Annotated in this window: 13 protein-coding genes; all 13 read left to right on the forward strand. The window is 60.0% G+C overall.

Annotated features, from left to right (window positions below):
* Positions 1-63 precede the first annotated feature (63 nt).
* The 13 genes from gap (at position 64) to CKO27_RS16905 (ending at position 14,378) form a co-directional block, all read left to right on the forward strand.
* A complete protein-coding gene (gene gap, locus CKO27_RS16850) occupies positions 64-1,065 on the forward strand; it encodes a type I glyceraldehyde-3-phosphate dehydrogenase (protein ID WP_200376080.1) in 1,002 nt (333 codons plus the stop codon).
* A gap of 362 nt (positions 1,066-1,427) precedes the next feature.
* Positions 1,428-2,108: a hypothetical protein gene (locus CKO27_RS16855; protein ID WP_200376081.1), complete on the forward strand. Its 681-nt coding sequence runs from the start codon at positions 1,428-1,430 to the stop codon at positions 2,106-2,108.
* 817 nt (positions 2,109-2,925) lie between these two features.
* Entirely contained in the window at positions 2,926-3,102 is a 177-nt protein-coding gene (locus tag CKO27_RS16860; protein WP_200376082.1) for a type II toxin-antitoxin system HicB family antitoxin, read from the forward strand.
* Positions 3,103-3,144: 42 nt separating this feature from the next.
* Positions 3,145-3,312: a type II toxin-antitoxin system HicB family antitoxin gene (locus CKO27_RS25345; protein ID WP_420825842.1), complete on the forward strand. Its 168-nt coding sequence runs from the start codon at positions 3,145-3,147 to the stop codon at positions 3,310-3,312.
* 20 nt (positions 3,313-3,332) lie between these two features.
* Positions 3,333-3,551, forward strand: coding sequence for a hypothetical protein (locus tag CKO27_RS16870; protein ID WP_200376084.1), 219 nt, complete (start codon positions 3,333-3,335; stop codon positions 3,549-3,551).
* Entirely contained in the window at positions 3,548-3,841 is a 294-nt protein-coding gene (locus CKO27_RS25350) for a ParE family toxin-like protein (protein WP_420825841.1), read from the forward strand. Before CKO27_RS16870 ends, CKO27_RS25350 begins: the two co-directional genes overlap by 4 nt.
* A gap of 103 nt (positions 3,842-3,944) precedes the next feature.
* The gene (locus CKO27_RS16875) at positions 3,945-5,126 is read left to right on the forward strand and encodes a phosphoglycerate kinase (RefSeq protein ID WP_200376085.1); all 1,182 of its coding nucleotides are present in this window, start codon (positions 3,945-3,947) and stop codon (positions 5,124-5,126) included.
* 61 nt (positions 5,127-5,187) lie between these two features.
* The gene (gene pyk / locus CKO27_RS16880; protein WP_200376086.1) at positions 5,188-6,630 is read left to right on the forward strand and encodes a pyruvate kinase; all 1,443 of its coding nucleotides are present in this window, start codon (positions 5,188-5,190) and stop codon (positions 6,628-6,630) included.
* A 116-nt stretch (positions 6,631-6,746) separates the two neighbouring features.
* A complete protein-coding gene (fba, locus tag CKO27_RS16885; RefSeq protein ID WP_200376087.1) occupies positions 6,747-7,811 on the forward strand; it encodes a class II fructose-bisphosphate aldolase in 1,065 nt (354 codons plus the stop codon).
* Between the two features lie 298 nt (positions 7,812-8,109).
* Entirely contained in the window at positions 8,110-11,505 is a 3,396-nt protein-coding gene (locus CKO27_RS16890) for a transglutaminase family protein (RefSeq protein ID WP_200376088.1), read from the forward strand.
* Positions 11,506-11,770: 265 nt separating this feature from the next.
* Positions 11,771-12,526 carry an autoinducer binding domain-containing protein gene (locus CKO27_RS16895; RefSeq protein WP_200376089.1) on the forward strand — a complete coding sequence of 252 codons (756 nt, stop codon included), beginning with the start codon at positions 11,771-11,773 and terminating at the stop codon, positions 12,524-12,526.
* Between the two features lie 375 nt (positions 12,527-12,901).
* Positions 12,902-13,618, forward strand: a complete 717-nt coding sequence (locus CKO27_RS16900; protein ID WP_200376090.1) for a diguanylate cyclase domain-containing protein — start codon at positions 12,902-12,904, stop codon at positions 13,616-13,618.
* Between the two features lie 190 nt (positions 13,619-13,808).
* Entirely contained in the window at positions 13,809-14,378 is a 570-nt protein-coding gene (locus CKO27_RS16905; RefSeq protein ID WP_200376091.1) for a CNP1-like family protein, read from the forward strand.
* The last annotated feature ends 15 nt before the right edge of the window (positions 14,379-14,393 follow it).

Below are 14,393 nucleotides of genomic sequence, written 5' to 3' on the forward strand. Positions count from 1 at the left end.
CGGTTTCCGACTGACAACTGATCACTGACAACTGACAACTTTCTTCACTGGAGCTTTAAACGCATGACACTCAAAGTTGGCATCAATGGTTTTGGCCGCATCGGTCGCATGGCGTTTCGCGCCATCGCCAAGGATTTCCCCGGCATCGAGGTCGTCGGCATCAACGACCTGCTCGACCCGGAATACCTGGCCTACATGCTGAAGTACGATTCGGTCCACGGTAACTTCAATGGCGACATCGCCGTCGACGGCCACACCATGATCGTCAACGGCAAGCCCATCCGCCTGACCGCCGAGAAGGATCCGGCCAACCTCAAGTGGGACGAGATCGGCGCCGAGCTGGTCATCGAATGCACCGGCTTCTTCCTCGACGAGCCGTCCTGTCAGAAACACATCCAGGCCGGCGCCAAGAAGGTCGTGCAGAGCGCGCCCTCCAAGGACGCGACCCCCATGTTCGTTTACGGCGTCAACCACAACACCTACACCGGTCAGGCGATCATCTCGGCGGCCTCCTGCACCACCAACTGTCTGGCGCCGGTCGCCAAGGTGCTGCATGACAACTGGGGTATCAAGCGTGGCCTCATGACCACCGTGCATGCCGCCACCGCCACCCAGAAGACGGTCGACGGCCCCTCCATGAAGGACTGGCGCGGCGGCCGCGGCATTCTGGAGAACATCATCCCCTCCTCCACCGGCGCCGCCAAGGCCGCCGGCAAGGTGATGCCCGAGCTGAACGGCAAGCTCACCGGCATGGCCTTCCGCGTCCCGACCTCCGACGTCTCCGTGGTCGACCTGACCGTCGAGCTGAACAAGGACGCCAAGTACGAAGACATCTGCGCCGCGATGAAAGCCGCTTCCGAGTCCGGCGATCTGAAGGGCGTGCTGGGTTACACCGACGAAAAGGTCGTCTCCACCGACTTCCGCGGCAAGTCCACCCCATCCGTCTTCGACGCCGAGGCCGGCATCGCGCTCGACCCGACCTTCGTCAAGGTCGTCGCCTGGTACGACAACGAATACGGCTACACCTGCAACATGCTCCGGATGGTCGAGCACGTCGCCAAGTAAATTAGACGTAGGATGGGTAGAGCGAAGCGAAACCCATCATCCCCGCCAAGGGTCGGAGCGATGATGGGTTTCGCGGCCAGCAAGCGTCAGTGCCAATCGGTTGTTTCGTGGCATGGCCGCTCTACCCATCCTACTCGCTACTCGCTAATGAAATAAATAATGGCGAATGAAAATCCCGGATTCAATTTAAGATCATTTAAAATCAGTTATAGAAAAACAAAAACCGCCTGCTGCCAAACAATTCTCCCGGAATGCTTAGTAACAGCTCACTAACTAGTGGTGCATCATTCTGGACACGATCTAGCGTGGACAGGGCGGTTGAATCACATCACGTATAACTTATTTCTCGCTCGTTACTTATAATGCCTCCCAATTATTACATTGTCTCAATTTCAGATCAGGCATTTTTCACAATTATCACTTCCGCTCTTGAGGCTTACAAAGTTAGCCACTCTGAGCATAAAATGGAAAAGCATATTCCAATTGAGACTTATGGAAATCTACGGGGCTATCAATCTAAAACCAAAAGAAACGAAAGCGTTTATCGCATCTTATTGGCTGACGTTGATACATCTGCCACGAGAAAACCAAAAACCGTGAGACCACAGCAAGAATCTTTTTCCATTAAAGAAGAATTTGTGGATTACTTTTATCCGGAACTTGAATATATAGGCGATTTTCATAGCCACCCATATGATTTCGAAAACGACAAGGTGGACAATGTACTGCAACTAGAAAGAATGAAACTGTATTGTTTCTCTAACTCTGATTTTGAACATGTAAAATATTTGCAGAAAAAGAAAAACAGAAAATACCGCCTAGGAATAGTAGCAACTGTTTTCGAAATGCCGAATGCAATTCTTAGAAAAAACGCACATATTGGCAAGGAAGACTTAAGTTGCATCCGATTTATGCATGATAACCTTGCCATATGGATAAAGGCTTATGTATTTACAAACAAAAAACAGATAGCAGACACGGAAATAGCTCTTGCATGTCCGAGCTTGGGCTTTCATGCAGGATCAATAGAACAAGACCCTTAAATTCTCATCTGGCTCTAGATGGCTTTGCAAATCGAATGGCTAACACCGTATCAACTCGACCTTGGCGATTTTTGCAGTGCCTCAGTGGGGTAACTACCTGAAAATCATGAGGGCAAAAAATTAGAGGGAGCCGGGAAGCTCAAAACGCCGAAATTTGACCCCTCGCTATTTTTGAGAGCATTGTAAGCATTTGATCTTAAATAGCTTAGCGGTCAGGAAAAATGACCAAAGTCGAGATTAATATCTATCAGAAATTCACACTACGAACGCCAATTTGATAAAGATGGCTGCTATTTTGCAACTATTTTGTCTGCCAATATATCGAAATTTTGTAAATCAACCGCTTATGCCCCGCCCCGGGAGTTTTTTTAAATCTGCAAGATAAATAATTTTTTATAAATTTGTTAGGTATTAATGCACCCAATACCTAACATCTTTTGATTTTTGGGTGCGGAGATTTTAGCTATGAAATGTCCAGCATGCGGCAAAGGAACCTCGGTTTATAAGTGTGATAATTGCGGAGACGTACGTTGCTCAGCCACCTGCCCTGGAACAATGGGAGGAGGCAAAGGTATAGCAGCACAGAATTTGACTTGCAAAGCCTGCAAGAAAGGAAAGTATAAAAAAATAAGTTAATTTGCGTAACTCAACAACCATCAATCAGCGCAGTAGGCTGGGGTAAACGAACGTGAACCCCAGCATTTCGTAGATCATTCTGGAATGCCTTGCCAGTGAGATCGCTTACCTGATTTTAGGTGCATATAGCAGACAGGACTACCCCTGATTGCATACCATTCAGAATTCGACCGGAGGCACGATGCATTTCCATATCGAATATGAACAAGAAGTCGATGGCCGCTGGATAGCCGAAGTTCCTGAAATCCCCGGCGTGCTGACCTATGGCGAAAGTACCGAGGATGCCATGGAAAGAGCCAAAATATTAACCCTTTCCGTGCTCGCGGAGTGGATTGAGGCAGGCAAACACCGCCTCTGATCAAAGTCCAAGCATGAGAGGACTATCATCGTGAAATTAAAAGTGATCATACATCCTGCGGAAGAAGGTGGCTTTTGGGCGGAAGTGCCCGCAATCCAGGGCTGTGCGACGCAAGGGGACACAATGGAAGAACTCTTGAAGAATCCTCATGAAGCGGTAGCAGCCTGCCTTTCAGTCAAATCAGTCGAATTCCAATATTGCAGTTGTTAAAATTCGAGAGAAAAAGCGCTATGACCAGCTTGCTTGCGAAAGCCTTTGAAGTCGCCTCGAAGCTCCCAACTTTAGAACAGAATATTCTTGCCCGAACAGTTCTCGACGAGATCGAATCTGAAAAAAAATGGGGTGATCTTTTCGCGGAATCAGAAGATGTCCTCGCTCAGCTTGCCGCCGAAGCCTTGCAGGAGGAAGCGCAGGGAACAACAATGGAATTGGACCCGAGTAAGCTGTGAAATCAAGGGCCACCCCGAAGTTCTGGAAATGCTATCGAGCATTTCCACGAGAGATTCAGTCTAAAGCGAAAGATGTCTATACGCTATTTCGCGATGACCCTTGGTATCCAAGCTTGAACTTCAAAAGGGTCCATTCGAGCCTTCCCGTTTACTCCGTGCGTATTACCAAGGATTACAGAGCCGTCGGAATTCTCGATGGCGAAAGGATCGTTTGGTTCTGGGCAGGAACTCATGCGGAGTACGATGGTTTGCTGAAGCAAATGAAAAAGCCTGGCGGAGGTTTAAGCTAGCAAGGTGCTCCAACCGACTTTAGTCATTAAACCAATAAAGAAAATCTGGCAATTCCGCCGCCCGCGTAACCCTTAAAGACAGACTCCAAGAGGACAACTTACCATGTCATTCATCAAACTCACCGACCTCGACCTGGCCGGCAAGCGGGTTCTGATCCGCTCCGATCTCAACGTCCCGGTCAAGAACGGCAAGGTCACCTCCGACGCGCGCATCACGGCGTCCATGCCCACCTTCGAGCACTGCGTCAAGGCCGGTGCCAAGGTGATGGTGATGTCGCACCTCGGTCGTCCCGAGGAAGGCATCTACTCGGAAGCCGACTCGCTGGCGCCGGTCGCCGCGACCCTGGGCGAGAAGATGGGCCGCGCGGTCCGGGTGGTGAAGGATTACCTTGAAACGCCACCCGACCTCGCCGACGGCGAACTCGTCCTGCTGGAGAACGTCCGCTTCAACAAGGGCGAAGGCAAGGACAACGAGACGCTGTCGAAGCAATACGCCGCGCTCTGCGATGTCTTCGTGATGGACGCCTTCGGCACCGCGCACCGCGCGCAAGCCTCGACCCATGGCGCGGGCAAGTTCGCCCCCGTCGCCTGCGCCGGTCTGCTGCTGGCCGAGGAGCTGGACGCGCTGCAAAAGGCGCTGGCCAATCCGGCGCGTCCCATGGTGGCCATCGTCGGCGGCTCCAAGGTCTCGACCAAGCTGACCGTGCTGGAGGCCCTGTCGGAGAAGGTCGATCAGCTCGTGGTCGGCGGCGGCATCGCCAACACCTTCCTGGCCGCCGCCGGTTTCCCGGTCGGCAAGTCGCTGTGCGAGCATGATCTGATCACGACCGCCAAGGCGCTGATGGAGAAGATGACCGCGCGCGGCGCCACCATTCCGATCGCGACCGACGTGGTCTGCGGCAAGAAGTTCGACGAAAACGAGCCAGCGATCGCCAAGATGGCCTCCGAGGTGTCCGAGGACGACATGATCTTCGACATCGGTCCCAACTCCGCCCAGGCGCTGGCCGACATCATCAGTAAGGCCGGTACCATCGTCTGGAACGGCCCGGTCGGGGTCTTCGAGTTCGATCAGTTCGGCGCGGGCACCAAGGCCATCTCCATGGCCATCGCCAATGCCCCCGGCTTCAGCCTGGCCGGCGGCGGCGACACCATCGCCGCCATCCAGAAATACGGCATCTACGACCAGGTGTCCTACATCTCGACCGCTGGCGGCGCCTTCCTCGAATACCTGGAAGGCAAGACCCTGCCGGCGGTCGCCATGCTCGAAGCACGGGCGAAGGATTGATCGAGCCCGATCCGCCGCCTCCGGGTGGAGGCCGGCGGTTGGAGACCCTGGAGGCTCAGACATGCCAAGACGCACCAAGATAGTCGCGACCCTGGGGCCGGCGACGGACCCCATTTCCGTGATGGACGAGATGATCGCCGCCGGCGTGGATGTCGCTCGGCTCAATCTGTCGCACGACACCCACGCGCGTCACCGCGAGCGCGCGGAGCGTCTGCGCGAGCGCGCCCGGGCGGCTGGTCAGGAGGTCGCGATCCTCATGGATCTGCAAGGCCCGAAGATCCGTATCGGCAAATTCACCCAAGGCAAGGTCGAGCTGGTTCACGGTGAGCCCTTCGCGATCGACACGACTTGCGGCATCGACGCCGGGGATCGGACGCGGGTTGGCACCACCTATGTCGAACTCGCCGACGACGTGCGCCACGGGGACACCCTGCTGCTCGACGATGGGGCCATCGAGCTTTGGGTCGACAGCGTGGTCGATGGGCGCATCGACTGCCAGGTGATCGTCGGCGGGACGCTGTCTAACAACAAGGGCATCAACAAGAAGGGCGGTGGACTGTCCGCCCCGGCCCTGACCGACAAGGACAAGGAAGACATCCGCTTCGCCGCCGAGCTCGACGCCGACTACCTGGCGGTCTCCTTCGTGCGCAACGGCGACGATGTGCGGCTCGCGCGCGAGTTGTTTTTCGAGGCCGGCGGACGCGGCGGGATCGTCGCCAAGATCGAGCGGGCCGAGGCGCTCAACGGCATCGACGACATCATCAATGCCGCCGATGCCATCATGGTCGCGCGCGGCGATCTGGGGGTGGAAATCGGCGACGCGGAGTTGCCGGCGGTCCAGAAGCATCTCATCAGTCGCGCCCGCGATCTCAACAGCGTCGTCATCACCGCCACCCAGATGATGCAGTCGATGATCGAGAGCCCCATCCCGACACGGGCCGAGGTCTTCGACGTGGCCAATGCCGTGCTGGACGGAACCGACGCGGTCATGCTCTCGGCGGAGAGTTCGATCGGCAAGTATCCCGCCAAGGTGGTCGAGGCGCTGCACCGTATCTGTCTGGAGGCCGAGAAGAGCGTGACCCGCTCCAGTCACCGACTCGATTCGGTCTTCGGGCGGGTCGACGAGGGCATCGCCATGGCCGCCATGTACACAGCCAACCATTTGGGGGTGAAGGCGATCGCCGCGCTGACCGAGACCGGCTCGACGGTCAAATGGATGTCGCGCATCCGCTCCGGGATCCCCATCTACGGCATGACCCGCTTCGCGCCGACGCGCCGTAAGGTTAAGCTCTTCCGGGGTGTCTATCCGGTCAGCTTCGACGTGGCGAGCACCAACATGCACGAGGTCAACCGCGAGGTGATCGAGGAACTGCTGCGCCGGGGCACGGTGCGCGACGGCGATCTGGTCATCATCACCAAGGGCGACCGCTCCGGTGTCGAAGGTCAGACCAACATCATGAAGATCATGCGCGTCGGGGAGCACAAACTTCTGGCCGACGACTGAAAGAAGGCGTCGGGCGACAGTTGTCGGTTTTCACTGGAAATCAACCTTGAACTGACAACTGACAACTGACAACTGACAACTGACAACTGACAACTGACGACAACGAGGATTATCGAATGGCCCTGATTTCACTACGTCAAATGCTGGACCACGCCGCCGAACACGGTTATGGCGTGCCCGCCTTCAACGTCAACAACCTGGAACAGATGCGCGCCATCATGGAAGCGGCCGACGAGACCGATTCCCCGGTCATCGTGCAAGCCTCGGCCGGGGCGCGCAAATACGCCGGCGCGCCCTTCCTGCGCCACCTCATCCTCTCCGCCATCGAGGAATGGCCGCACATCCCGGTCTGCATGCACCAGGACCACGGCACCTCGCCCGCGATCTGCCAGCGCTCCATCCAGCTCGGCTTCTCGTCGGTCATGATGGACGGATCACTGGGCACCGACGGCAAGACGCCTTCGTCCTATGAATACAACGTCGAGGTCACCCGCCGCGTGGTCGAGCTGTCGCACGACTGCGGCGTCTCGGTCGAGGGCGAACTGGGCTGCCTGGGTTCGCTGGAAACCGGCCAGGCCGGCGAGGAAGACGGCGTCGGCGCCGAGGGCACGCTGGACCACAGCCAGCTCCTGACCGACCCCGAGGAAGCCGCCGATTTCGTCAAGAAGACCGGCGTCGATGCGCTGGCCATCGCCATCGGCACCTCGCACGGCGCCTACAAGTTCACCCGTCCGCCCACCGGCGACATCCTGGCCATCGAGCGCATCAAGGAGATCAACCGCCGCATTCCGACCACCCATCTGGTGATGCACGGCTCTTCCTCGGTTCCGCAGGAGTGGCTGGCCATCATCAACCAGTTCGGCGGCGACATGGGCGAGACCTACGGCGTACCGGTCGAGGAGATCGCCGAGGGCATCAAGCACGGTGTGCGCAAGGTCAACATCGACACCGACCTGCGCATGGCCTCCACCGGCGCCATCCGCAAGTTCATGGCCGAGAACCCCAAGGAGTTCGATCCGCGCAAGTATCTGGCCGCCGCCACCAAGGCCATGAAGGGCATCTGTCTGGCGCGCTACGAGGCCTTCGGCACCGCCGGCAACGCGAGCAAGATCAAGGTGCTCTCGCTTGACGCCATGACCGGCCGCTATGCCAAGGGCGAGCTGGATCCGAAGGTGAATTGATTCATTCAGACCCCCTGGGTCTGGGATGAAAGGGCGCCGCAAGGCGCCTTTTTTCATTCGGGCCCGGCACGCCCGTCAAACAACGGACCCTGGCGCCGCGCCATTGAAGTGCCGATGATCGGGTTCCGATCGGCCCGTTGCGCCGCCTTGGTGCATTCCCGCTATCGCCTTGTGAAACAAGACAGACAACGGCTTTTGTGGGATCGTTACGACTCCGCGCGGTTCGCTCCAACCCCACGCCACTCGCGGTACGTTTTCTGCTTGCCTTCCGAGATCTCAGCCAAGGAACCCCGTCCCGATGTCCATTCTGGTTGCCCTGAACCACAAGACCGAATACCACTTCGACCGCTCGGTCGCCCTCTCGCCACACGTCGTGCGGCTGCGTCCCGCCCCTCACTGCCGCACGCCGATCCGCTCCTATTCGCTCAAGATCGAACCGGCCGAACACTTCATCAACTGGCAGCAGGACGCCTTCGGCAACTACCTGGCGCGGCTGGTATTCCCGGAGAAGACCCGGAAGTTCTCGGTCGAGGTGGACGTGATCGCGGAGATGCTCACGATCAATCCCTTCGACTTCTTCCTTGAAGAATACGCCTTCTATTACCCCTTCGAATACGACGCCGACCTGAAGAAGGAGCTGGCGCCCTATCTGGAAATCACCGACGACGGCCCGCTCATCAAGGAGTGGCTGAAGGACGTGGACCTGACCCGGCGCGAGACCGTCTACTTCCTGGTCGATCTAAACCAGCGGCTGCAAGCGGACATCGGTTACGTGATCCGCATGGAACCGGGTGTCCAGACCTGCGAGGAGACCCTCGGCACGCGCAAGGGCTCCTGCCGCGACACCGGCTGGCTGCTGGTGCAGATCCTTCGGCATCTGGGACTGGCCGCGCGTTTCGTCTCCGGCTATCTGGTGCAGTTGACGGCGGACATGAAGTCGCTGGACGGCCCCTCCGGTCCCGAGGAGGACTTCACCGACCTGCACGCCTGGGCCGAGGTCTATGTGCCTGGCGCGGGCTGGATCGGGCTGGATCCGACCTCCGGGCTTTTCGCCGGCGAGGGACACATCCCGCTCGCCTGCTCGCCGGCCCCGCGCAGCGCGGCGCCGATCGAGGGCGCGACCGATACCTGCGAGGTGGAGTTCTATTTCCACAACGAGATCGCGCGCATCCACGAGGATCCGCGCGTCACCAAGCCCTACACCACCGAGCAATGGGAGGCGATCGAGTCGCTCGGCCATCAGGTCGATGCCGAGCTCAAGGCCCAGGACGTGCGCCTGACCATGGGCGGCGAGCCGACCTTCGTCTCCATCGACGACATGGACGGCGACGAATGGAACACCGCCGCGCTGGGGCCAACCAAGAAGCCACTGGCCGAGGATCTGATGCGGCGCCTCAAGCACCGCTTCGCGCCCGGCGGCCTGCTGCACATCGGTCAGGGCAAGTGGTATCCAGGCGAGCAACTGCCGCGCTGGGCGCTCTCCTGCTACTGGCGCAAGGACGGCGAGCCGGTGTGGCACGACCCCGAGCTGTTCGGCCTGGAAAACACCAGCTATGGCCACGGTCCGGCCGAGGCCGAGACCTTCATCCGCACCCTCGCCCGCCATCTGGGCGTGGATCCTGAGCACGCCGACAAGGCCCACGAAGATGTCTGGTACTACCTCTGGAAGGAGGCGCGGCTGCCGGTCAACGTCGATCCGCTCGACAGCAAGATCAAGGAACCTAACGAACGCAAACGCATCGCCCGGCTGTTTAACCAGGGACTCGACCGCGTCGCCGGTTATGTGCTGCCTCTACGCTGGTGGGGATTCGGGATCGATGGGGGCTGGAAGAGCGGGCGCTGGAGCTTCCGCGACGGCAATCTCTTCCTCATCCCCGGCGACTCCCCGATGGGTTTCCGGTTGCCGCTGGATGCCCTGCCCTACATCCCGGAGGGCGAGCTGGATCAGGTGCCGGAGCGCAACCCCTTCGAGCCGGTCGCGCCCCTTCGTTCGCCCTTTGACGAGGTGGCCCGCCGCTATAGTCGACTGGTCGAACCAGCCCAGCCACCCCAGAGCATCCGCGAACAGGGTGTGCAACCGCGCGATCTGGCCGCGCGCTATGGCCGTCTGACCCCGGCCGACGACACGCATCAGGATGTTCGTCAGCAGGTCGCGCTGCCCGACGACCTGCATCCGGACCTGATCCGCACCGCGCTCTGCATCGAGCCGCGCGAGGGTCGGCTCTACTGCTTCATGCCGCCGCTGACCCATCTGGAGCACTGGCTGGATCTGGTGATGTGCATCGAGGACACGGCCGCCGAGCTCAAGATGCCGATCATCGTCGAGGGCTACGAGCCGCCCAGGGATTTCCGGCTGCAAAAGCTCGCGGTCACCCCAGATCCAGGCGTCATCGAGGTCAACATCCACCCGGCCGAGAGCTGGGACGACATGGTGCGCGACACCGGCATCCTCTACGAGGAGGCGCGGCTCGCCCGGCTCGGCACCGAGAAGTTCATGCTCGACGGGCGCCACACCGGCACCGGCGGCGGCAACCATGTCACGCTCGGCGGCCCGACCCCGGCCGACAGCCCGTTGTTGCGCAAGCCGGATCTGGTCCAGAGTCTCATCGCCTATTGGCAGCACCATCCGAGCCTGTCCTATCTCTTCTCCGGGCTCTTCATCGGCCCTACCAGTCAGGCCCCAAGGGTCGACGAGGCGCGCGACGACCGGCTCTACGAGCTGGACATCGCCTTCCAGCAGATGCCCGCCGGCGAGATCCCACAGCCCTGGGTCGTCGATCGGGTGCTGCGCAATCTGCTGACCGACGTCACCGGCAACACCCACCGCACCGAGTTCTGCATCGACAAGCTCTACTCGCCCGACTCCTCCGCGGGCCGCCAGGGGCTGGTGGAGTTCCGCGGTTTCGAGATGCCGCCTCATCCCCGCATGAGCCTGGCGCAACTGCTGCTGCTGCGCACCCTGGTCGCCCGCTTCTGGAAGACCCCCTACGCCCGCAAGCCGATCCGCTGGGGCACCGAGCTGCACGATCGTTTCCTCCTGCCACACTTCGCGCGCCAGGACTTCGAGGATGTCATCTGCGACATGCGCCGGGCCGGCTATCCGATCGAGTCCGCCTGGTTCGATCCCTTCTTTGAATTCCGCTTCCCGCATTACGGGGATCTGATCACCGAGAACGGGATCAACATGGAACTGCGCGCGGCCATCGAGCCCTGGCATGTCCTCGGTGAAGAGGTCACGGCGCAGGGCACCTCGCGTTTCGTCGACAGCTCGGTGGAACGGATGCAGGTCAAGGTCAACGGCCTGGTCGGCGACCGGCATGTGCTGGTCTGCAACGGGCGGCGCGTCCCGCTGCGTCCGACCGGACGCAAGGCCGAGTTCGTCGCCGGGATCCGCTTCAAGGCCTGGAGCCCACCGTCCGGTCTGCACCCGACCATCGCGGCGCACAGCCCACTCACCTTCGAGATCGTCGACCTCTGGAACCGGCGCAGCCTGGGCGGTTGCACCTACTATGTCGCCCATCCGGGCGGACGCAGCGAAAGCAGCTTCCCGGTCAACAGCTACGAGGCCGAGAGCCGGCGCATCGCCCGCTTCCGCGTCATGGGCCACACCCCCGGCGAGATCGATCCACCACCCGAGGAACCGGCGGGCGAGCATCCTTATACGCTGGATCTACGGTATCGGCCGGGGTGCTAGGCTCGTTTAACCTAAATCCGGCAATTTAAACCCCTCAGGCCGGACGGGGCATTCGCCCCGTCCGTAACGTTTGATGACCACCCAGAGGTTCGGCGCTGGCCGATCCGTTTGGAAAACGTTCAGGACGGGGTGTATACCCCGTCCTGCCCTAGTAAATCGCTTCGAGAGGACCGGTCTGCGTTATCCCGCCCAAAGAAGCTTGTGCTCGACAGTTGATCGGCATTTTCCCATCTGTCTGCACTTCGCGGCGTAACGAGTCCGACGCATGCAACTGATTGTCGATTACGTCAGCGAGCTCTGTGCCGCCGAGGGCATCGATCAATGCTTCGAGGCATTGGAGCGAGCCGTCATCCGCCTCGGATTCGACGGCATCGTCTATAGCTCGTATCTCTTGCGCCTGAATGGGGAGGGAGGCGCATCTCCCGTGCTCTTGCGCTCGGAAGGCTTCGACGCGGCCTTCTTGAAGCACTATGTAGAAGCCGGATTCGCCGATCAGGACTTCACCATCAAACGTATCCTGCAAGGCGACTTGAAGCCGATGGATTGGTGGCATGAAGAGGAGCGAGGGGCGGTGAAGCCAGAGGAGCGAATCGTCATCGAAGTCGCTCGCCACGATTATGGTCTATACAATGGGGTCTCTATTCCGACCCTCTTCGACAAGGATGAGATCGCCGGCGCCAGCCTGGTGAGCCGCGACAAGGGGCCCGAGTTCAGAAAGCTGCTCGACAAGCGGCTTGGGGTGTTGCGCAATCTCGTTCGTTTGTTCCACGACCGTATCCACGCCGACCCTGTCTGCCGCAAGACCATGATGCTCGCGCGCCTCTCGGACCTTTCCGAGAAGGAGCGAAAGACCCTTATATTCCTGACCACCGGACGCCCGTTGAAGTGCATCGACGGAGATGAAGTCACACCCGCTTACGCCAACAAGCTGCTGAACGAGCTATCTCAGCGACTGGGGGCGAGCAACCGTCAACAGTTGCGCTACCTCCTCGGCCTTTATCGTATCCACGAATTGTGGTAGTCATAATCGCGATGCCGGCCGACTTGGCGCGGCCGGCATCGTCGATCCCAGGCTGCCTCCCCCGCCCGCGATTACACGAAAACGCCAAGTCATTGCGCGCGCTCCTCCGCGGGGCCGAGTATCCTGGCTGGCTTGCGCCCGAATCCGACCAAGCCCTCGGAAATCACGATATAGCTATGTTGTCAAGGTTCGAAACGGAACCCTTGAGGCACCCGCGGTGAAGTGCGAGCGTTCGCCCGTAGCCGCAGCAGGCACCCGCGGCACGGGTCTCCCTGGTTCTGCCGGATTGCTGTCTAGGTCTCTCGCGCGAGTCGCGACCATGTAACCGAAAGGCACGCGGAAACCCCTGGGATCCGCCAGAGGATCGATCGAACCATGCATGACGACGCCGACCTCATCCGCCACCTCGGACAGAACCCGCGCCGCGCGTCCTCGCCTCGCGAACCCGCCCATTGGCTCAAAGCCTCGGAGTTCGCGGGCTCTCCGGTCTCGCTAACCAATCGCGCCCAACTCATCGACCACATTCAGGCGGCCATCGCGCGTCATCGAGGCAAACACCGTGGATTTGTCCTGCTATTGCTGAGCCTCCAGGAGGCTGATTCAAGCCCCGAGATCAGCGACCGTACAGGCGGGAAACCCGTGGGACAAACCTTGACCGAACACCTCCGCGCGGGTTTACGGGCTCGAGACAAGGTCGTGTGGCTCGGTGACGCCGAATACTGCGTCATCCTGGATCAGATCGATGATCAAACCAAGGCGCGCGGCGCGATGGAGCGCATCCGTTCCCTGGCCTCTCAGCCAATCCGGCACCAGACGGGCGACATCCGGCTCCTGGCGAGGATCGGCCAAGCCGTCTATCCCAAGGACGGCATCGACCCCAGCGAAATCCTGAGCCAGGCGGAAGAGGCGCTGGGCCAGGCGGGAGAGGAGGCGCTCATCAAGTCCAGTCCAGTGGGCCGGGACGCCAGGCCAGCCGTGATCGAATACCCCGCGCCACGGACCGGGGCGCCTGATTCGAACCGGGGTTTGAACCACATCCAGCGCGTCACCGGTTCTCCGGGACATAAGCGTTCGGATCCTCTGTCCGCCTAGAGGGGCGATGGCGGTCTGAACCACCAATCCCTCGGGGCTCCGACCGCTCGCCACGCGCTCGCGGCCGGAAGACAACCGGGGGTCGCTTGGCTCGGAAGCGGCACGACCTCGACGCAAGCCACTCGACCCAGAGCGGGTCCTGTCGCATCATGCGCCCAGGCTCCGATTCGCACATCGCTTCTCCGTCCACATGAAACACGCCCTGCTACTCTCGTTTCTTTCATTGATTGTCTGGACCGCGACGATTCGCGCCGAGGAAAGCCCCTTCATCCATGAGCCCGAGCCGCTGACGCCCTCGAGCGTTCGCCCCGGCGCGCCTTGGAGCGAGGCCCCGACACGGCTTCCACCCCTGCCGGGCGACGCGGACCTGATCGAGTTCAAGCTCGACGGACCCGCCGACGCCTTCCGCTATTTCATCGACGGCAAGCACCTAGAGATCGGACCCGATCGCGTGGTGCGCTACACCCTGGTAGCCGAGTCCGGCAGCGGCGCCCGCAATATCACCCATGAAGGAATCCGCTGCACACCCAAGGGTCGTTACAGGGTCTTCGCCTATGAAACAGGCGGCCGTTTCACCCAGTTCGAAGGGAACGACTGGCTGACCATCGCGACCGACGGCACCGAAGGCTATCGTCTCGACCTCTGGCGCCATCATTTCTGCGTGCCACGCGAGTTCATGCCCCGACCCAGGAAGGATATGATTCGCTCACTGAAAGGCCACATCTCGCCCCGGCAGAACACCGGATTCCAGGCCGACTGAACCACCCCGGTGACG

Origin of the sequence: Thiocystis violacea (assembly GCF_016583575.1) — a bacterium.
GTDB lineage: Bacteria > Pseudomonadota > Gammaproteobacteria > Chromatiales > Chromatiaceae > Thiocystis > Thiocystis violacea.

Coding starts and splice junctions, on each gene's coding strand:
- gap (WP_200376080.1), top strand. CDS start 64: ATGACACTCAAAGTTGGCATCAATGGTTTTGGCCGCATCGGTCGCATG.
- CKO27_RS16855 (WP_200376081.1), top strand. CDS start 1,428: ATGCCTCCCAATTATTACATTGTCTCAATTTCAGATCAGGCATTTTTC.
- CKO27_RS16860 (WP_200376082.1), top strand. CDS start 2,926: ATGCATTTCCATATCGAATATGAACAAGAAGTCGATGGCCGCTGGATA.
- CKO27_RS16870 (WP_200376084.1), top strand. CDS start 3,333: ATGACCAGCTTGCTTGCGAAAGCCTTTGAAGTCGCCTCGAAGCTCCCA.
- CKO27_RS16875 (WP_200376085.1), top strand. CDS start 3,945: ATGTCATTCATCAAACTCACCGACCTCGACCTGGCCGGCAAGCGGGTT.
- pyk (WP_200376086.1), top strand. CDS start 5,188: ATGCCAAGACGCACCAAGATAGTCGCGACCCTGGGGCCGGCGACGGAC.
- fba (WP_200376087.1), top strand. CDS start 6,747: ATGGCCCTGATTTCACTACGTCAAATGCTGGACCACGCCGCCGAACAC.
- CKO27_RS16890 (WP_200376088.1), top strand. CDS start 8,110: ATGTCCATTCTGGTTGCCCTGAACCACAAGACCGAATACCACTTCGAC.
- CKO27_RS16895 (WP_200376089.1), top strand. CDS start 11,771: ATGCAACTGATTGTCGATTACGTCAGCGAGCTCTGTGCCGCCGAGGGC.
- CKO27_RS16900 (WP_200376090.1), top strand. CDS start 12,902: ATGCATGACGACGCCGACCTCATCCGCCACCTCGGACAGAACCCGCGC.
- CKO27_RS16905 (WP_200376091.1), top strand. CDS start 13,809: ATGAAACACGCCCTGCTACTCTCGTTTCTTTCATTGATTGTCTGGACC.